Here is a 17,982-nt window from a genome sequence, read left to right as displayed (position 1 = left end):
GTGGCCAGGCGGTGGCCGGTCGATCAGCGCCGGGCGATGATCTCCTTGCCTTCGATGCGCATCGCGACACCCAGGCTGCCGGTGGATCGGCGCACGAGGAAACGCGGGCGGCGGGCGGCGAAATAGGAGTGGCGGCGGCGCGGCTTGGTATCCTGCATGCGCACTTCGCCGAGATGGTTTTCCAGCGGCCGGGCAATGCCGTCGGCTTCCACCATCAGCATGGGAATGCGGAAGGCTTCCGACCAGCTGCGCCAGTCTGCAGCGATGTCGCAGAGATCATGGGCCACGAGCAGCGGAATGCAGAGGTCCACGTCGTCGTGGTGCAGTTCCAGCGTGACGGTCACTTCGCCATTGCCGTGGTCGATGGCCCGGGCCGCGACACCCTTGAAGGCGCGGGCCGGAAGAGCAAACGACAGCGGAAGCCCGCTGCCGGGAAGGATCTTGCGCAGGACTGCGCCGCGTTCGTCGATGGTAATGGTGACATCGCCGGCGGCATCATGCAGCCTGTACGTGATCTGCTGGGGAAAACGCGACGGATCGAGCCGAAGTGTTGCACCTGCCCATGAGGGCTTCAGAACCGTATTTGTCATCGTCAATTGCTACCCTTGTTTTACCCGAGAGCCGCTGCCGGATCTCTTGTCGGGACTTTTGTCCTCTGATGGGGCCAACATAGGCGGGGCCTTTCCAGAACCACTTAAAAATTGCGGTTAAGAAATCTTTGCCTCCCCTGATGGTTAGCAAAAGTGAATCCGGCAGGGTTTCCTGAACGTGAATTTCCGCCGTTTTGTGTGGGTCTAAAACATCTTTTGGCAGGAGGTCAGGTCCGGGCAAGCCCAGCGTGCAAAGGGCAAAGAGCAATTCTTTAAGTTTCGTTGACGTATCATCCGGCGCACTGTCCTGAACCGTCAACGGGAGATAAGGGCCACCGAAATGGTATCGACCTACCTGAGTTATGACCTTGTGAACCGCGACCTCCAGGCCAGCCTGAAGCGTGTCGCAAAGCAGTCGGACGTCTCGCGCGAGGCCGCTTATTACAAGGACAACATCGCAAAGGTTACCTCGGTCGACGACCTGCTCGACGACTACCGGCTGTATTCCTACGCGATGAAGGCCTTCGGTCTTGAGGACATGACCTATGCCAAGGCCTTCATGCGCAAGGTGCTGGAAAGCGATCTCTCCGACGAAGACAGCTTTGCCAACAAGCTGACCGACGACCGCTACCGCGATTTCGCCACCGCCTTCAATTTCTCCTCTGAAGAAAAGACGGCGCAGTCGGCAACGCAGGTCGATGCGATGGTCGGCCTTTATACGTCCACCATGGTGAGCCAGGGTAATGCCGTGACCACCGAGACGAATTATTTCAACGCGATGATGGGCGAGATCGGCTCCGTCGATGATCTCCTCAACAATGATCGCCTGCGGAGTTATCTCTTCACCTCCTATGGCGTGTCGGACACCTATTATTCGCGCACGTTTTTGAAGGGTGTGCTGTCGAGCGATACCAGCGACAGTTCAAGCACGATCAACCAGACGCTTGGGCCGCAGCGCGATACGCTGAACGCGCAGGTGGCGGATGCGCAGACGCGGCTTGCCGCGGCCACCACGACGGCCGACAAGGCGATCATCCAGACGGAGATCGATGGTTACGACGCCAAGCTCACCTCGATCCAGTCCTATTACGACATGGCCGATGCCTTCAGCTTTAATGCCGATGGCAGTGTGCCCTCAGGCGGCGCGCAGACGGCCGCGCAGAAGGAAACCATCAACGATCTCTATCTCAGCAAGCAGACGCGCCTTTCCAGCGCCACGGCGCTGAACGAGTCCGACTACTTCAAGGAAAAGATGGCTTCGGTCGACAATGTCTCCGACATTATCGCAGACCGCCGGCTCTACAACTTCATCAAGACGTCCTATGGGCTCTCCGGGATCACCGTGGTCAGTTCGACCATCGAGCAGATCCTGACCAGCGACCTCAACGATCCCAACAGCTACGCCAACCGCTTCGGTACGAGCAATCCGGCCTATCTGGAGCTGGCGAAGGATTTTGGCTTTGCAACCGATGGAACGGTAACGGCCGGCGCTGCCCAGACCGCCACCCAGCAGGCCGCCACGGTCAACCGCTATTACAGCACCTATAACGACGCGCAGGACACAGCAGACGAAAAGGCGACCAGCCTCTACAAGGCGGCAATCTCGGAAATCGACAGCGTTGCCGAGTTCATGGATACCGGTGACGTCTACAATTTCGCCCTGAAGGCGGTCGGCCTCGATCCCGACAAGGTCTCGAAGTTTACCGTGCGCCAGGCGCTGATGAGCAATCTCGACGACCCCAAGAGCTATATCTACACGCTGAAGGACGATCGCTACCTGACGCTTGCCAAAGCCTTCAACTTCAACGCCAAGGGCGACGTGACCGTGCCGCTGACGGCGCAGTCGCAGGGCACCATCACGTCTGTCGCCTCCGACTATACCGTGCAGATGACGCGTTTCCTCGATGAGGACAAAAAGACGGCCGCCAAGGAAGCGGCGTCCACCGAGGTCAAGTATTATTCGACCAAGATGCTGTCCATCCAGACCGCATCGGAGTTTATCAACGACGACCGTCTGGTGAATGTCCTTCTCACGGCCTATGACGTCGATCCGAAATCGGTCAGCAAGGATTTCCTGAAACAGGTCTTTTCCTCTGATCTCAACGATGCCAACAGCTTCGTCAACAAACAGGCCGATACCGTCTGGGCCGAAATTCTCGGCACCTTCAATTTCGACGCCAGCGGCAAGCTGACCGACGACCGCATGGCCGGCGCCCAGAGCACCGGCAAGGTGCTGGAAACGCAGAATAAATATACCCGCCAGAGCCTTGAAGAGGGCGAGGGCGAGAGCAATGCGGGCGTGCGCCTGGCGCTCTATTTCGAGCGCATGTCGCATTCCATCACCAGCGCCTACGATATTCTCGGCGATACCGCACTGCTGGAATTCTTTCGCGTCAGCTACCAGCTGCCCGACAGTTTCAGCAATCTCGACGTCGACAAGCAGGCAGCGCTCGTCAAAAAATACATGAACCTCGAAGATCTCAAGGATCCGGAAAAAGTGGCGAAGATGGTGGAGAAATTCACCGTCATGTACGACGTGCAGAATTCCGATTCCAGTTCCTCGGCGCTGTCCATCCTCACCGGCAGCGGCTCGGATGGCGGCATCAGCGCCGATCTTCTTTATTCGCTGTCGCAGAACCGCTGACGGCCGGCGACAGCCCCGCAAGGTTGCGTCAGACGCTGACAACCTTGCCGGGGTTCATGATGCCGGCGGGATCGAAGGCGCGCTTGATGCGGCGCATCAGGTCGATCTCGATTTCGGAGCGGATTTTTGCCAGTTCGTCCCGCTTCAGCTGGCCGATGCCGTGTTCGGCCGAAATCGATCCGCCTGCTTTCAGCACGATGCCATGCACGATGGCGTTCATCTCGCGCCAGCGGCCAAGGAATTCGGCCTTGTCGGCACCCACCGGCTGGGAAATGTTATAATGGATATTGCCGTCGCCGAGATGCCCGAAGGCGCAGATGCGCGCACCCGGCATCGCCGCCAGCACGCCCTTTTCCGCCTCTGCCATAAAGGCCGGAATTTTCGAGACCGGCACGGACACATCGTGCTTGATCGAGCCACCTTCCGGCTTTTGCGCATCCGACATGCTTTCGCGCATGTGCCAGAGCGCCTTCTGCTGGGCAACGGAAGTGGCAATCACCGCATCCGCGATAAGCCCGGCTTCCAGCCCCTGTTCCAGCAACGTTTCCACCATCACCTGCGCTGTCTCGGCGGATTCATTGGTGGAGATGTCGATCAGCACATACCAGTCATGCGCAGTCGCCAGCGGATCGCGCACGCCCGCAATGTGGCGGGTGGTGAAATCGACGCCGATGCGCGGCATCAGCTCGAAGCCGGTGAGCGCCGTGCCGCAAAGGTTGGACGCCTTTTCGAAGAGATGCAGCGCCATTTCCGGCGAGGCGAGCCCGACAAAAGCGACCTGATGGCCGGCCGGCTGCGGGAATAGTTTCAGCACCGCACCGGTGATGACGCCGAGCGTGCCTTCGGCGCCGATGAAGAGGTCGCGCAGGTCGTAGCCGGTATTGTCCTTTTTGAGGCGCCGCAATCCATCCCAGATCTCGCCGGTCGGCAGCACCACTTCCAGCCCGAGGCAAAGCTGGCGCATATTGCCATAGGCGAGCACTGCGGTTCCGCCGGCATTTGTCGACAGGTTGCCGCCGATGCGGCAAGACCCTTCCGAGCCGAGCGACAGCGGAAACAGCCGCCCGACATTTTCCGCCGCCTTCTGCACGTCTGCCAGTATGCAGCCGCCCTCGACCACCATCACATTGGCAAGCGGATCGACATCCCGGATCTTGTTCATCCGCTCCAGTGACAGGAGGATTTGGCTGCCATCGGCGCTCGGCGTCTGGCCGCCGACAAGGCCGGTATTGCCGGTCTGCGGCACGATGGCGGTGCCGGTCTCCGAGGCAAGTTTCAGGATTGCCGAGACCTCCTCCGTGGAGCCCGGCTTCAGTAACATCGGCGAGGCGCCCTTGTAGAGCCCGCGGTTTTCCACGAGATGCGGTGCCATGTCGGCCGCATCCGTCACCACATTCGCCGCGCCGACAATGGAAGTGAAACGGGAGAGAAGGTCGCTGCTGGGGTTTTTATGGGCGTCCATGGGGTGTCTCCTTGGGGTGTGCGGCGTGGTTTATACGGTGTTGGGCGGATGAAGCCGCCCCCTCATCCGCCTGCCGGCACCTTCTCCCCGAGGGGAGAAGGGATGTTGCCGCAAGGTCTGCGTTTCCCCTCTCCCCTCGGGGAGAGGTCCGCCGAGCAAAGCGCAGGCGGGGTGAGGGGGCGCTTGCCAAGAGGGACACGGCCAGGGCTTCCGCAACCGCCCATCTGCCTGGGCAGAGGTGAACCGATGAGTTTGCGGCGGTCTCCCTTCTCCCCTCGGGGAGAAGGTGCCGGCAGGCGGATGAGGGGGCCTCTGGCTCCAGCATTTGCCATGCGTCCCATCCCCCGATCCTTCTCCCTCGCGCGGTGCTGTACTGCGAAGCGGCAATCTCTCATCGGACTGGACAAAGGCGAGGCATCAGCGTCATCTCCCTTCTCCCCTCGGGGAGAAGGTGCCGGCAGGCGGATGAGGGGGCCTCTGGCTCCGAAATTTGCCATGCGTCCCATCCTCCAATCCCCTATCCCTCGCGCGGCGCTGCGGCGCGAAACAGCCGGTCGTTGATCGCCTCGCCAAGTCCATGATCGGGGATCGGGGCAATGGCAATGCATGTCGCGCCCGTCGCATCGGCCCGCTTCAGGTAATCGAACAGGTTGGCGGCAGCTTCCGCGAGATCGCCCTTGGGGCTCAGGTCGAAAATCGCGGTTGCGGCCGTTGATCCGGATATGGGCAGCCCATGAAAACGGATCAACGCCTCGCCCGGTTCTGCCGATGAGGCATTGAGCCGCACGGCAGCGCCCGGCGCATAATGCGAGGCCATCATACCGGGCGCCTCGATGGCAGGGGCGGGGCCGTCCTGGCGTTCGACCGTACGGCCGGTCAGTCGCTCGATGTCTTCGACAGCGAGACCGCCGGGGCGCAGCAGCCGGATGCGTTCGCCCTCGACGCGCAGAATGGTGGATTCCACACCGACGGCTGCACTGCCGCCATCAAGGATGAGTTCAAGCTTTTCGCCGAGATCGTCGGCCACATGGCGCGCCGATGTCGGGCTGACCTTGCCGGATGTGTTGGCGCTTGGGGCGGCCAGCGGCTTGCCGAAGGCGGCGATCAGATCTGCGGAAAATCCCTTGGGCACGCGGATGCCGACGCTGTCGAGGCCGGCGGTTGTGAGCGCGTGGATGCCGCAATCGGACTTCAGCGGCAGAACCAGCGTCAGCGGACCCGGCCAGAAGGCATCGGCCAGCTGTCTCGAGATCGGGTCGAACATGGCGTAACGCACGGCCATGGCAAGATCGGACATGTGGCAGATCAGCGGATTGAAGCGCGGCCGGCCTTTCGTCTCGTAGATGCGGGTGACGGCTGAGGGATTGGTGGCGTCGGCGGCAAGGCCGTAGACGGTTTCTGTGGGAATGGCGACGGGAAAGCCTTGCCCCAGCACCCGGCAGGCTTCCGTCACCGCCGCGTCGCGGTCTGTCGCAATGTCGATGATGCGTGCTGCCATGATGGCGCTTCCATAACGCCAAATGCGACCATGAGGCAAATCCTTTCAGAGCCTGGCGATGACCTCACGCAATGAAGGTTCGGGCGCGCCGAGCATCAGCACGTTCTTCAGCGCCTCCGCCGGATCACTGGTGCGAAACAGGATGCCGTTGCCGCGCACGGTGCGGTTGATGCGCGTTTCGCCCGTCTCCTGCCGCTCGATGGCAACGGCAAAATACATGCGGGCGTAATCGGTGCGGATATGGCCGAAGAATTCTTCCTCATCACCGATTTCGGCTAAGAAATTGCAGATATAGAAGGACCAGCTGACCGGGCGTCTGGGGCTGAAGAAGGTGCGGGCTGCCGTGACATGGCAATAGCCAAGATGCGGCGTGTCCGTCAGCGAACGGCTGAACAGCAGCTTTGGAAACTGGATGGCGCGGTGAACGGCATTGATCCGCGCATGGGTCTTTTCGCCGGCGGAGGCAAGCTTGAGTTCGGTGCGCGCCCCCACTTCCTCATAGGTGAGGTAGCGGCGTTCCTCGGGCAGCCAGTCGCGCCGGTCGCGCGAGATGCGTCCGGTGCGCAGGAATTCCGAATGTGTCGCTGCTTTTGCCGGCGGTGCCGGCGGCCTTTCGGCGCGGGCATCGAAATATCTGAGCTTCGCCTTGGCGTCCACGTTCAATCACTCCCTGTCGTCTCGGGCTGAAGTTTAGGGCAACATCCTTAACGGTGGCTTGCGCTGGAACACCGAGGCCACTGTTCCATTTGCGCCGTGCTCTCTCCCGCAAGAGCGTTGCAGGCGCTGGCCTGCCACGGGGCCGCTAAACCCCGCTTTGGCGGCAGAAATGCAGGGGCCGGAGGTGCCTGTTGCCCTGCGCGATGGATGTCGCGTTTTGTCGTCAATGCGGGATGACATGTCGCATTGCATCCGCTCAGCCGGGGAGGGCTCGGTTATATCTTGATCATTCGAGGTTTCGCCGCCGAGAGGCGAAGACAACCGGGGTGCCGGCCAGGGCTAAAAGCCGCCGGCGCTGCCGCAAAAAAGGCCCGAGTGACAGGTTGACCCATCGCGGTGGGCGACGGGGATGGACAAGGCCCGGCCCTTTGAGGCACCCTCCCATGCCTGGCTCGCATCCCCGCCATCGAAGGAACGGAAGATGGATATTCGCGACACCATGCTGCGGCAGTTGAAGAACCACCGCCCGGGCTTCAGCCTGGAGCAGCCGTTCTACATCGATCAGGATTATTACAAGCTGGATCTCGAAACCATCTGGTATCGCGACTGGCTGTTCATCGGTCATGATTGCGAAATCCCGCGCGCCGGCAATTACGTCACGCTGCAGGTGGGTGATTATCCCGTAGTCGTGGTGCGCGGCCGCGACAAGCTGATCCGCGCCTTCCACAACACCTGTCGCCATCGCGGCCACCGCGTCTGCACGCAGGAACGCGGTGCCGCGGCAAAGCTCGTCTGTCCCTATCACCAGTGGACCTATGATCTGGATGGCTCACTGGTCTTTGCCCGCCAGATGGGCGAGGATTTCGACAAGGCGCAGTTCGGCATGAAGCAGGTCCACTGCGAAACGGTGGCCGGTTACATCTTCATCTGTCTGGCCGAGGAAGCGCCGGATTTTGCCCCGGTGCGCCAGATGGTCGAGCCCTATATGGCGCCGCACCGGCTGTCGGAGGCCAAGGTCGCCTACCAGAACACGATCATCGAAAAGGGCAACTGGAAGCTCGTCTGGGAAAACAACCGCGAGTGCTACCACTGCGCCAGCAACCATCCGGAGCTTTGCCGCACCTATCCGGAAGCCCCGACGGCCACCGGCGTTCAGGGCGCGGGCGACGATCCGTTCATCTCCGAACACTGGCAGCGCTGTGAGGCGGCAGGCCTTCCGAGCACATTTTCCATGCACGAGAGCGGCCAGTTCCGCGTCGCGCGCATGCCGCTCGTCGAAGAAGCCGAAAGCTACACCATGTCCGGCAAGCGGGCGGTCAAGCGTCCGCTGTCGGACGACGTGCCGATCAGCCATATCGGCACGATGCTGCTTTTCCATTACCCCACCACCTGGAACCACATGCTGGGCGACCACGCGATTTCCTTCCGCGTGCTGCCGCTGTCGGCGGAAGAAACCGCCGTCACCACCAAGTGGCTCGTTCACAAGGATGCGGTGGAAGGTGTGGATTACGACCTGGAAGAACTGACACATGTGTGGAACATGACGAACGACCAGGACCGCTCCATCGTGGAAGAAAACGCCTTCGGCATCCGCTCGCCCGCCTATGAGCCCGGCCCCTATTCGCCGGATCACGAGGGCGGCGTGATGCAGTTCGTCGACTGGTACACGACCTTCATGCTGAACCGCCTGCAGGGCGACAAGGCAAAGCTTTCGGCCGTTGCCTGACAGTCTGTCCCATCATTCTCTCCGGCGGGCTGACATGGCGATTTCTGCGCCGCGCCGAAGAGAATTCTTGAACAGACTGTGAGCGACGAGATAACCGAACAACCTGCCCGCAGACGGAATGACGTGAGATGAACATGGCCGTGACGACCTACCAGCATTTCGACCAGATGGTGCCATGGAGCGACCGGCTGCATCTTCTCGAATGCACCTCCGTTACACTGGAGGCGCCTGATGTCATGACCTTCACCTTCAAGGCGGAACGGTCCGTGTGGTTCCGCTATCTGCCGGGCCAGTTCGTGACGCTCGAAATTCCGGTCGGGCCGGAGCCGGTCATGCGCACCTATACGCTGTCATCCAGCCCGTCGCGGCCTTATGCGCTGGCCGTCACGGTCAAGGCGCAGAAGGACAGTATCGGCACGCGCTGGATGTTCGAGCACCTGAAGCCCGGCATGAAGATGCGCGCTTACGGCCCGCTCGGCGATTTTTCCTATGTGAAACATCCGGGCGAAAAATATCTGTTCATCTCGGCCGGCTCCGGCATCACGCCGATGATGTCGATGACGCGCGACATGGCCGACCGGGCGCCGCTTTCGGATATCGTCTTCATCAACTGCGCCCGCTCGCCGTCGGAGATCATCTTCCGTTACGAGCTGGAAAACCTGTCGCGGCTGATGCCGAAGCTCAATCTCGGCTTCGTGGTGGAACATTGCGGCAAGGCGGAACCCTGGCACGGCCTGCGCGGTTTTGTCGACCGCGCCAAGATTTCGCTTCTGTCGCCGGACTTTCTCGATCGCACCATCTTCTGCTGTGGACCGGAGCCGTTCATGGCCGCCGTGCGCTCGGCGCTGGAAGGGGCGGGCTTCGACATGAGCCGCTACCACCAGGAAAGTTTCCAGCCGGCGGTGCCAACCGTCGAAGTGGAAGCGGTGGCGCTGGCCGAAGGCGACGTGCCCGCCATGGTCTCCTTTGCGATTGCCGGCAAGCAGGCAGCATGCAAACCGGGCGAAACCATCCTGATGACAGCGCGGGCCAATGGCGTTCGCATCGGGGCGGCCTGCGAATCCGGTCTCTGCGGCACCTGTCGCGTCATGCTTTTGTCCGGCGAAGTGGACATGAACCACAATGGCGGCATTCTCGACGAGGAAATCGAGGAAGGCTATATCCTCGCCTGCTGCTCGCGTCCCAAGGGCGATGTCGAGATCGAGATCTGAAGTCTCTTGAAGCGCCAGCTCATCGGATGCCTTGAGGCTGGGTGATCTCTCATAAAAGCGTCGTTGCTGGTCGGGATCACCCCGGTCCGGCAGCACCTGCTCAACCAATGCAGGAACCTGTCGGGGACTTGAGGCGTTCTGACTGTCTTACTAGGACAGAGGAAATACCCCCATGGGCAACATCAAGAAGAAACTGGCAGTGCTTGCGACCACGCTTGCGGTGACGTTTACCGGCCTTGCACCCGTTCAGGCCATGCCGATCGTTCCGGTCGAGCGTTCGCAGGTGCAGACACAGGCCACGGATGTGCAGTGGCGCCGTGATGACCGCCGTCACTTCAACGACCGCCGCCATTACAATTCCCGCCGCGATTATCGCCGCCCGCCGCATCGCGACGGCTATTATAACGGTCACCGCGGTTATCGTGAGCGCCGCGCCGGCTATCGTTATCACAACGGTTTCTGGTTCCCGCTCGCAGCCTTTGCGGCAGGCTCCATCATCGGTGGTGCTGCCGCCCAGCCGCAGCGCGTCAGCCCCGGCCGGTATTCGCCGAGCCATTATTCCTGGTGCCAGAACCGCTACAAGACCTACCGCGCCTCCGACAACACGTTTGTCGCAAACAGCCGCGGCGAGCGCCTGAGCTGCAACTCCCCTTACTAAGACCCGCGGTCTTTCTAAGGATACCACCCTCATCGACATGCTCCGGCCTCCGCACTGTGCGGGGGCCGGATTTTTCGGGTTCGGGCAGCCTGTGCGGTTCTGAAAACGAAGTTGTGAAGCCGGCATTGCGGCGCCCGCTTAGCGTTAATCGCCGGTTCAGGTAGGCAAAGCTAGGGTTTGCTCATACACGCAAAAGCCGTGGTAACGGATGTCCGGCCCGGTTTTTGTGCCCCCATTTCCGGATTGGAGACTGGAATGATGACGTTGATGAAGAAGATATCCGTCCTCGGGCTGTCCGTGGCCATGCTGGCGGGCTCGATGCTGCCCTCGCAGGCCATGCCGCTGACGGTTGCGCCGGCGACCGGCAGCGATGTCGTGACCGTGCAGTACTGGCGCGATGGGCCGCCGCCGCGTCGTTATTACGGTCGTGATTATGGCCGCCCCGGTTATTACGGCGGTTATCGCGGTTACCGCGAACATCGCCCGAACCACCGTTACCGCGATGGCTACTGGTATCCGCTGGCGGCCTTTGCCGCCGGTGCCATCATCGGCGGTGCCATTGCCCAGCCGCGTCCGGAGCCCCGTTACGTGCCGGCGCCGCGCTACGTGCCGGAATATCGTGCGCCAGCTCCGGTCCGTGCCGGCCTCAATCCGCGCCATTATGAATATTGCGCCGCGCGTTATCGCTCGTATGACAGCTATTCGAACACGTTCCAGCCCTATGAAGGCCCGCGCCAGCAGTGCCTGTCGCCGTATTACTGAGACGGGTCACCATCCGTTCAAAGGCCAACATGAAAAGCCGTCCGGATGCCAATCCGGGCGGCTTTTTCTTGGGTCGCTTCACAGAATGCCGGCGCGTTTCAGCAGCCACCAGGCAAAGGCGACCGACAACAGCATGAAGCCGAAGGCATAAAAGGTGCCGCTTTCGCCATGGGCAAAGGGCAGCGCTGCGGTGTTCATGCCGAAAAAGCCTGTCACCAGCGAGGGCGGCAGCAGGAAGGCCGTCATCAGCGAGAGGATGTAGAGGTGGCGGTTGGTTTCAGACGACAGCTTGGAATCGATTTCCTCGTGCAGCAGCCGCGCCCGGTCCTGCAGCGCATAGACATCGTGATCCACAGCTTCGAGCCGGCTTGTGAGGCGGCCGGCCACATCGTCGAAACCATCGGGCATCTCGTCCTCGTCGGCGGCGGCCGCCCGCCGCATCAGCGTCAGCACCGTGCGCAGGTGGCGGTGCAGGCGAACCACGATGCGGCGCACCGGCGCCAGCCGCCGCCGCTCGTCGCGGGAATCATTGCCGTAGACGACGTCCTCGATCTGGTTCAGCTCCTCCGTCAGTTCGATGACCAGCGAGATCATCGTGCGCTGGAATTCCGCAACGATGGCCTCGAAGAGATCGATGGGCCGGCGATAGCGCGCCGGGTTCTTTTCCACCGCCGCCCGCACCCGGTCGATGGAGCGCAGCGGCTGCAGGCGCGTGGTGATGATGAGGTTGCCGCAGACGGCAAAATGCAGCCAGCCGATGTCGCGTGTGTCGGCATCGAAATCCCGCTGGAAATCCACCAGCGTGCCATAGACCGTTCCCTCGTCAAGGGTGATCGAGGCATGGGTTTCATGGGTGGTGAGAGCGGCAACAACGCTGGGGGCAAGCGCTTCGAAACCCTCGAGAAAAGCCGGCACCCGCTGGTCTGCCAGATTGAGATGCAGCCAGAGGAAATCGCCGGTTTCGGTGATCGTCAGCGCCTCGCGGCCGGCTTCCGTCGGCAGCTGGCGGCAGGTCTTTGTGTTGCTGTGGAACTGGTAGGCCCAGACGAGGCCGGGAACGGAAGGGGTGAGAAGCACCATGCGGATATCCGGAAATGACGAGGGAAGGGCGCCGTGCCGCTGCCGCCTTGCTGCCTTGGGCGTTGACGGTGAGGATAACGGTGGCGTGCAGCGGGCGGAAGCCCCTTGCTTCCTCCTTATCGCGACTGTGTGACGGTCTTTGTCGCCGTGTTGGTCAATTGTCACAAATACCGTGGCGGCCGCTTTGGCCTTCGCGATTGACAAAACATCTTACGTTTACGTAAAAAGCATATGGAGGCGGAGCGCTCTGGACGCGCCGCGAGGAACGACTGAGGAGGAGTTCTCATGTACAAGGCACCGGTCGAGCAGATCGCCTTCACCCTGAACCATGTCATCGGCCTGAAAGCGGCCATTGGCGAGGGGCGGTTCGGCGATCTGAGCGAGGATCTGGTCGATGCCATCCTGTCGGAGGCCGGCCGGTTTGCGACCGACGAAATGGCGCCGCTCGGGCGGATCGGCGACACGCAGGGTGCCCGCATGGCCGAGGATGGCAAGGTTATCTCGCCGGATGGCTGGGTGGCGCTCTACAAGGCCTGGTGCGCCGGCGGCTGGAACGGCTTGACGGCACCGGAAGAATTTGGCGGGCAGGGCCTGCCCAATATGCTGAATGTCGCAACGCTTGAAATGTGGAATTCCGCCTCCGTCGGCTTCACGCTCGGGCCGACGCTGACGGTTGGCGCCATCGAGGCCCTGAAGGCGCATGGCAGCCGCCTGCTGCAGCAGACCTATCTGGAAAAGCTCGTCTCCGGCGAATGGACGGGCACGATGAACCTTACCGAACCGCATGCGGGCTCCGATCTCGGCGTCCTCAAGACGCGCGCCGAACGACGCGCCGACGGCACCTACCGGATCTTTGGCCAGAAGATCTACATCACCTGGGGCGAACACGACGCGAGCGACAACATCATTCATCTGGTGCTGGCGCGGCTTCCCGATGCGCCCTCCGGAACGCGCGGCATCTCGCTGTTTCTCGTGCCCAAATTCCTCGTCAACGAGGATGGGACGCTGGGTGCACGCAACGATCTGTTCTGCCATTCGCTGGAGCACAAGCTCGGCATCCATGGTTCACCCACCTGCACGATGATCTATGGCGACGGCCGTTATGGCGAGGAAGCCGGCGCCATCGGCTGGCTGGTCGGCGAGGAAAACCGTGGTCTCGCCTGCATGTTCACCATGATGAACAATGCGCGTCTGGCCGTGGGCATGCAGGGCGTGGCCGTGGCGGAAGCGGCAACCCAGAAGGCTGTCGCCTATGCGCGCGACCGCACGCAGGGCAAGGCGCCGGCCTGGAGCGGGGAAAAGCCTGCCGGCGGCGGCATGAGCCCGATCATTGAGCATCCGGATGTGGTGCGCATGCTTTTGACCATGAAGGTGCTGACGCAAGGCGCGCGCGCCATTTGTTATGCCTGCGCCCACGCCATCGATCTGTCGCATCACGCCGGCGAAACGCCGTTCTGGCAGGAGCGCGCCGCACTTCTGACGCCGATTGCAAAAGCCTTTGCCACCGATATCGGCGTCGATGTCGCCTCGCTCGGCATCCAGGTGCATGGCGGCATGGGTTTCATCGAGGAAACCGGTGCTGCGCAATTGCTGCGCGATGCCCGCATCGCCCCGATCTACGAGGGCACCAACGGCATCCAGGCCATCGATCTCGTGACGCGAAAACTGCCGCTGTCGGATGGCGGCCATGTGCGCGGCTTCATTGCCGAAATGAGAGCGGTGGCTGAGGCTGTGCGCGCCTCCAACCTCGATGGTTTTGGCGAAACGGCAGCCCGACTTGCGCAAAGCCTCGATGACCTCGACGCTTCCACAGAATGGCTGCTGGCCCAGCAGGCGGCTGGAAATACGGTGGCAGCGCTCTCTGGCGCCACGCCCTATCTGCGGCTGTTCGGGCTGGCCCTCACCGGCGTCCATCTCGCCAAGGGTGCGCTGGCGGATGAGGCGCATGGCAGGGCCGAGCGCGTGGCGTTTTGCCGGTTTGCCGCCGAAAACCTGATTGCTGAAACCGGTGCGCTGAAGGACCGGGTGGTGAACGGGGGGCCAAGCCTTGCCGCCGCCCGCGCCGTGTTCGGCTGAAGGAGAGAGCCATGAGCGACCCGATCCTGATTGAACACCCGGAGCGTTTTTCCGGCGTGACCGTCATCCGCTTCAACCGGCCTGACAAGAAAAACGCCATTACCTCGCCGATGTATCGCACCATGGTGGCGGCGCTGAAGGCGGCAAGTGACGATCCCGCCATCCGCGCCGTTGCCGTCTTAGGCTCGGAGGGCTGCTTTTCTGCCGGAAATGACATGGCCGATTTTCTGGCCTACGCCATGTCCGGCACGACAGAACCGCCGGCCGCCGTGGATTTTCTCAAAGCGCTCGCCACGTTCGACAAGCCGCTGGTCTCCGGCGTCGATGGCCTTGCCATCGGCATCGGCACGACGCTGAACCTGCATTGCGATCTCACCATCGCCTCCTCCCGCAGCCTGTTTCGCACGCCTTTCGTTGATCTGGCGCTGGTGCCGGAGGCAGCGTCCAGCCTTCTTGCGCCCCGCATCATGGGCCACCAGCGCGCCTTTGCGCTCCTGGTGGCCGGCGAGGGCTTTTCGGCCGAGGCCGCCCGCGAGGCGGGGCTGATCTGGAAAGTGGTCGAGGCCGGGGAGGTAGAGGCGGAAACGCTTAAAACTGCCGCTTCGCTTGCTGCAAAACCCTTAGGTGCCCTGAAGATTGCCCGCGATCTCGTGCGCGGCAACACGCAGGAGGTTCTGGCGCGCATGGACGAGGAAATGGTGCACTTTGCAAGCCAGCTGAAAAGCGCCGAAGCCCGCGCCGGTTTCGAGGCTTTTCTACAGCGCAGCAACCGGTAACGTCTCTTCACCCGGCGTTAAGCCGCAGCCGCCAAGGATGGCGAAATCTTTTCCGCATCCTCTTGGGAGACATCAAAATGGTCAGGCTGGCTGCCGGCATCCTCATCCTGCTTTCGGGCGCAAGCAGCGTTCTTGCGCAATCGTCCGGCCCCAATACGCGGGTCTATAACGACAATGATTTCAAGCCGCGTGCGCGTTTCGTCTGCGTCATCGATCCGCCCAAAAGTGCAGACCGCACCCGCCCCTACACCTGCCGCGCCCCGGAAGGCCGCGCCGGCGGACGCTGCCGCTGCGACGGCGTCACCGGCAACGGCACGTTAAGGCCGGCGGGGTGATGTCACCAGGCTGATATCTTGAGGAGGCAGACAGGCGTGTTGAGTGTGTGGTTCACCCCCCTCTGCCTTGCCAGGCATCTCCCCCACACGGGGGGAGATCATCGTGCGGCATAGGCCCAGTCTCTTAATAGGCGTTGCGGCAATCTCGACATTCATGGGGAATGGAGTTCTGGTTTCCAGCTGATCTCCCCACACGGGGGGAGATCATCGTGTGGTCTATGCCTGCTTCCACAAGAGGCATTGCGGCAATCGCGACATTTATGGGGAATGGAGTTCCCGGCTCCAGCTGATCTCCCCCCGTGTGGGGGAGATGCCCGGAAGGGCAGAGGGGGGTAAACCCCTGCCGCTGCGACGGCGTGACCCGCACGGCATACCCCAGCCGCTATCCCGATTTTACTTCTCCAGCAGCGCCACCGCTTCCACATGCGGGGTCCAGAGGAACTGGTCGATGGGGGTGACGGAGGTGATGCGGTAGCCGGCCTCCACCAGAAGCGAGAGATCGCGCGCCAGCGTCAGAGGGTTGCAGGAGACGGCGGCGATTTTCTTCACGCCGGAGCGGACGAGTTCCTTCACCTGAACCTCGGCGCCGGCGCGGGGCGGATCGAAGACCACGGCGTCGAACACTTTTAACTCCTGCGCCATCAACGGGCGGCGATAGAGATCGCGGCGTTCCACCGTCACCGGCTTCAGCCCTTGCGCGTGGCGGGCGGCGTGATCGAGCGCGGCCATTGCCTTCTCGTCACCTTCCACCGCATGCACGCGGGCCTTGGCGGCGATCCGCAGCGCAAAGGTGCCGGAGCCGGCAAAGAGATCGGCGACGCGTTTTGCCTTGCCGAGATGGCCGATCACGATGGCGGCCATCGCCTCTTCGGCCTCGCGGCTGGCTTGCGTAAAGCCGCCGGGCGGCGGGAAAACCTGCACGCCACCAAAATTCAACATCGGCTTTTGCAGTTCGATCAGGATTTCGCCGTTCACCGAAAGACGCGCAATGCCCTTCAGCTTCAGGATCGTCTCCGTCACCTTGCGGCGCTGGCTTTCCGAAAGCGGTTTCAGCCCTTCGGCGGAAAGATCAAGCCCGGTCAGGGTTTCCAGAACCGTCAGGCGAAAGGCATCGGCCCCATTGGCAAGGGCCGTCGCGGCCTGCCGGATCACATCCAGCCGCGACACGATGCCGGGCGATGTGATGGGACATTCCACGACCGAAAAGACCTGATGCGTTTCGCCCCGGTTGAAGCCAAGAAGCAGCCCTTTTTCCGTGGTGCGGGCGGAAAACACCACGCGGCGGCGCTCCCCGGGGGCAGCGGTCACCAGATCCTTCACCTCAGGCGTCAGCCCCTTGGATTTCAGCGCATCGACGACGAGTTGGCGCTTGAAGGCGTGATAGGGGGCGTCCGCCAGATGTTGCAGCGAACAGCCGCCACAGGCATCGCTGTCGGGGCCGAAGTGACGACAGATCGGCGCGATCCGCTCCGGCGAGACGGTGGCGGTGGACATGACAGTGCCCTGTGCGCCGGTGCGGGCAATCGCCACGGTTTCACCGGGCAGTGCGAAGGGCACATAGATCGGCCCGTCCTCGCCATGGGCAATGCCATGGCCCTGCGCGCCGAGCCTTGCAATGGTAACTGTCTGGGTGCTCATAACGCGTCCCCCTCTTCGTCATCCACCAGAGGTTTGCGCCCCGCCAGCAGATATTCCTGGTTGCCATCGCCGCCGGCAATGGGGGAGGGGATGAGGCCAAGGCTTTCCCAGCCCATGTCCTCGATCAGCCAGCGCTCCAGCTCGGCGGCCACCTCAGGTGCCGTTTCCGGGTCTTTCAGCAGGCCGGCTTTGCTCACAAAATCGCGGCCCGCCTCGAATTGCGGTTTCACCAGCAGCACGCAAGTCGCCCCCGGTTCGGCCATGTCGAGCGCCGGCGGCAGCGCCAGCTTCAGCGAGATGAACGAGACGTCGGAGACAACGAGATGAAACTCGTCGTCGCCCACATCGTCGCGGGTCATGGCGCGCGCGTTGAGGCCCTCGAGGCTGAGCACCCTCGGGCTTCCGGAAATGCGGTCGTGAATCTGGCCGTGGCCGACGTCGATGGCCACCACATAGGCGGCCTTGCGCTTCAACAGCACCTCGGTAAAGCCGCCGGTGGAGGCGCCGATATCGAGACAGTTGAGGCCTTCCGGATCGAGCCCGAAATGATCGAGCCCCGCCACCAGTTTGAGCGCCGCGCGCGACACATATTCCTGGGCGGGGTCGTCGATGCTGAAGCTGGCATTGCCCGGCACCACCGCGCTTGGTTTCAAAACGGTCTGGCCGTTGACCTTGACGGTGCCGCGCAGAACGGCGTCGCGGGCGCGCGAACGGCTGGCAAACAGGCCCCGGTTGACCAGCAGCTGGTCTAGTCTTTGATCGTGTGAAGATGTCATGCGCCAGTCCATGACGGTGAATGCGCAGGCTGGCAAGGGGTTTTGCGGTTCGTGGCTTGACAGAGCGCAATTTCGCCGACGCGTTGCATGAAA

15 protein-coding genes are annotated in these 17,982 nt (G+C 62.2%); 8 read left to right on the top strand and 7 right to left on the bottom strand.

Translation table 11 applies throughout. From position 1 onward, the window contains the following. Positions 1-23 precede the first annotated feature (23 nt). Entirely contained in the window at positions 24-590 is a 567-nt protein-coding gene (locus tag AC4CWF_RS14380; protein WP_491282326.1) for a DUF6101 family protein, read from the bottom strand. A gap of 340 nt (positions 591-930) precedes the next feature. Between AC4CWF_RS14380 and AC4CWF_RS14375 the strand changes: the two genes are divergently transcribed. Next, the gene (locus tag AC4CWF_RS14375; protein WP_491282325.1) at positions 931-3,234 is read left to right on the top strand and encodes a DUF1217 domain-containing protein; all 2,304 of its coding nucleotides are present in this window, start codon (positions 931-933) and stop codon (positions 3,232-3,234) included. Positions 3,235-3,262: 28 nt separating this feature from the next. Here the strand turns inward: AC4CWF_RS14375 and AC4CWF_RS14370 are convergent, their stop codons facing one another. The 3 genes from AC4CWF_RS14370 to AC4CWF_RS14360 all read right to left on the bottom strand — a co-directional run bounded on the left by AC4CWF_RS14370 (position 3,263) and on the right by AC4CWF_RS14360 (position 6,851). After that, the gene (locus AC4CWF_RS14370; protein WP_491282324.1) at positions 3,263-4,696 is read right to left on the bottom strand and encodes an FAD-binding oxidoreductase; all 1,434 of its coding nucleotides are present in this window, start codon (positions 4,694-4,696) and stop codon (positions 3,263-3,265) included. Between the two features lie 517 nt (positions 4,697-5,213). Continuing rightward, a complete protein-coding gene (locus tag AC4CWF_RS14365) occupies positions 5,214-6,194 on the bottom strand; it encodes an L-threonylcarbamoyladenylate synthase (RefSeq protein WP_491282323.1) in 981 nt (326 codons plus the stop codon). A 45-nt stretch (positions 6,195-6,239) separates the two neighbouring features. Then, positions 6,240-6,851 (bottom strand): DUF6656 family protein, encoded by a 612-nt coding sequence (locus tag AC4CWF_RS14360; RefSeq protein WP_491282322.1) that lies wholly within the window; start codon positions 6,849-6,851, stop codon positions 6,240-6,242. Between the two features lie 481 nt (positions 6,852-7,332). Between AC4CWF_RS14360 and AC4CWF_RS14355 the strand changes: the two genes are divergently transcribed. From AC4CWF_RS14355 to AC4CWF_RS14340, 4 genes are all read left to right on the top strand, one after another. Then, positions 7,333-8,577 (top strand): aromatic ring-hydroxylating oxygenase subunit alpha, encoded by a 1,245-nt coding sequence (locus AC4CWF_RS14355; RefSeq protein WP_491282321.1) that lies wholly within the window; start codon positions 7,333-7,335, stop codon positions 8,575-8,577. Between the two features lie 128 nt (positions 8,578-8,705). Continuing rightward, complete coding sequence (locus AC4CWF_RS14350) at positions 8,706-9,788, top strand: FAD-binding oxidoreductase (RefSeq protein ID WP_491282320.1); 1,083 nt, start codon at positions 8,706-8,708, stop codon at positions 9,786-9,788. 172 nt (positions 9,789-9,960) lie between these two features. Continuing rightward, the gene (locus tag AC4CWF_RS14345) at positions 9,961-10,446 is read left to right on the top strand and encodes a BA14K family protein (RefSeq protein WP_491282319.1); all 486 of its coding nucleotides are present in this window, start codon (positions 9,961-9,963) and stop codon (positions 10,444-10,446) included. Positions 10,447-10,701: 255 nt separating this feature from the next. Further along, complete coding sequence (locus AC4CWF_RS14340) at positions 10,702-11,208, top strand: BA14K family protein (protein WP_491282318.1); 507 nt, start codon at positions 10,702-10,704, stop codon at positions 11,206-11,208. Between the two features lie 78 nt (positions 11,209-11,286). Here the strand turns inward: AC4CWF_RS14340 and AC4CWF_RS14335 are convergent, their stop codons facing one another. Then, positions 11,287-12,288: a transporter gene (locus AC4CWF_RS14335; RefSeq protein ID WP_491282317.1), complete on the bottom strand. Its 1,002-nt coding sequence runs from the start codon at positions 12,286-12,288 to the stop codon at positions 11,287-11,289. Positions 12,289-12,573: 285 nt separating this feature from the next. On the opposite strand from AC4CWF_RS14335, the gene AC4CWF_RS14330 reads away from it, so the two are divergent. The 3 genes from AC4CWF_RS14330 to AC4CWF_RS14320 all read left to right on the top strand — a co-directional run bounded on the left by AC4CWF_RS14330 (position 12,574) and on the right by AC4CWF_RS14320 (position 15,475). Continuing rightward, positions 12,574-14,364: an acyl-CoA dehydrogenase family protein gene (locus AC4CWF_RS14330; RefSeq protein WP_491282316.1), complete on the top strand. Its 1,791-nt coding sequence runs from the start codon at positions 12,574-12,576 to the stop codon at positions 14,362-14,364. 11 nt (positions 14,365-14,375) lie between these two features. Continuing rightward, complete coding sequence (locus AC4CWF_RS14325) at positions 14,376-15,140, top strand: crotonase/enoyl-CoA hydratase family protein (protein ID WP_491282315.1); 765 nt, start codon at positions 14,376-14,378, stop codon at positions 15,138-15,140. Positions 15,141-15,217: 77 nt separating this feature from the next. Further along, positions 15,218-15,475, top strand: a complete 258-nt coding sequence (locus tag AC4CWF_RS14320) for a hypothetical protein (RefSeq protein ID WP_491282314.1) — start codon at positions 15,218-15,220, stop codon at positions 15,473-15,475. Between the two features lie 393 nt (positions 15,476-15,868). Here the strand turns inward: AC4CWF_RS14320 and AC4CWF_RS14315 are convergent, their stop codons facing one another. Continuing rightward, a complete protein-coding gene (locus AC4CWF_RS14315; RefSeq protein WP_491282313.1) occupies positions 15,869-17,113 on the bottom strand; it encodes a class I SAM-dependent RNA methyltransferase in 1,245 nt (414 codons plus the stop codon). Next, positions 17,110-17,889: a TlyA family RNA methyltransferase gene (locus AC4CWF_RS14310; RefSeq protein ID WP_491282311.1), complete on the bottom strand. Its 780-nt coding sequence runs from the start codon at positions 17,887-17,889 to the stop codon at positions 17,110-17,112. The genes AC4CWF_RS14315 and AC4CWF_RS14310 overlap by 4 nt, the downstream gene beginning before the upstream one ends. Positions 17,890-17,982: the final 93 nt, after the last annotated feature.

This window comes from Neorhizobium sp. PAMB6630, assembly GCF_058242775.1.
Note: the sequence above shows the minus strand (reverse complement) of the source record. Positions and strands in the feature narration are given on the sequence as shown.

Coding starts and splice junctions, on each gene's coding strand:
- AC4CWF_RS14340 (WP_491282318.1), top strand. CDS start 10,702: ATGATGACGTTGATGAAGAAGATATCCGTCCTCGGGCTGTCCGTGGCC.
- AC4CWF_RS14320 (WP_491282314.1), top strand. CDS start 15,218: ATGGTCAGGCTGGCTGCCGGCATCCTCATCCTGCTTTCGGGCGCAAGC.
- AC4CWF_RS14315 (WP_491282313.1), bottom strand. CDS start 17,113: ATGAGCACCCAGACAGTTACCATTGCAAGGCTCGGCGCGCAGGGCCAT.
- AC4CWF_RS14350 (WP_491282320.1), top strand. CDS start 8,706: ATGAACATGGCCGTGACGACCTACCAGCATTTCGACCAGATGGTGCCA.
- AC4CWF_RS14365 (WP_491282323.1), bottom strand. CDS start 6,194: ATGGCAGCACGCATCATCGACATTGCGACAGACCGCGACGCGGCGGTG.
- AC4CWF_RS14335 (WP_491282317.1), bottom strand. CDS start 12,288: ATGGTGCTTCTCACCCCTTCCGTTCCCGGCCTCGTCTGGGCCTACCAG.
- AC4CWF_RS14375 (WP_491282325.1), top strand. CDS start 931: ATGGTATCGACCTACCTGAGTTATGACCTTGTGAACCGCGACCTCCAG.
- AC4CWF_RS14325 (WP_491282315.1), top strand. CDS start 14,376: ATGAGCGACCCGATCCTGATTGAACACCCGGAGCGTTTTTCCGGCGTG.
- AC4CWF_RS14380 (WP_491282326.1), bottom strand. CDS start 590: ATGACAAATACGGTTCTGAAGCCCTCATGGGCAGGTGCAACACTTCGG.
- AC4CWF_RS14310 (WP_491282311.1), bottom strand. CDS start 17,889: ATGACATCTTCACACGATCAAAGACTAGACCAGCTGCTGGTCAACCGG.
- AC4CWF_RS14345 (WP_491282319.1), top strand. CDS start 9,961: ATGGGCAACATCAAGAAGAAACTGGCAGTGCTTGCGACCACGCTTGCG.
- AC4CWF_RS14330 (WP_491282316.1), top strand. CDS start 12,574: ATGTACAAGGCACCGGTCGAGCAGATCGCCTTCACCCTGAACCATGTC.
- AC4CWF_RS14370 (WP_491282324.1), bottom strand. CDS start 4,696: ATGGACGCCCATAAAAACCCCAGCAGCGACCTTCTCTCCCGTTTCACT.
- AC4CWF_RS14355 (WP_491282321.1), top strand. CDS start 7,333: ATGGATATTCGCGACACCATGCTGCGGCAGTTGAAGAACCACCGCCCG.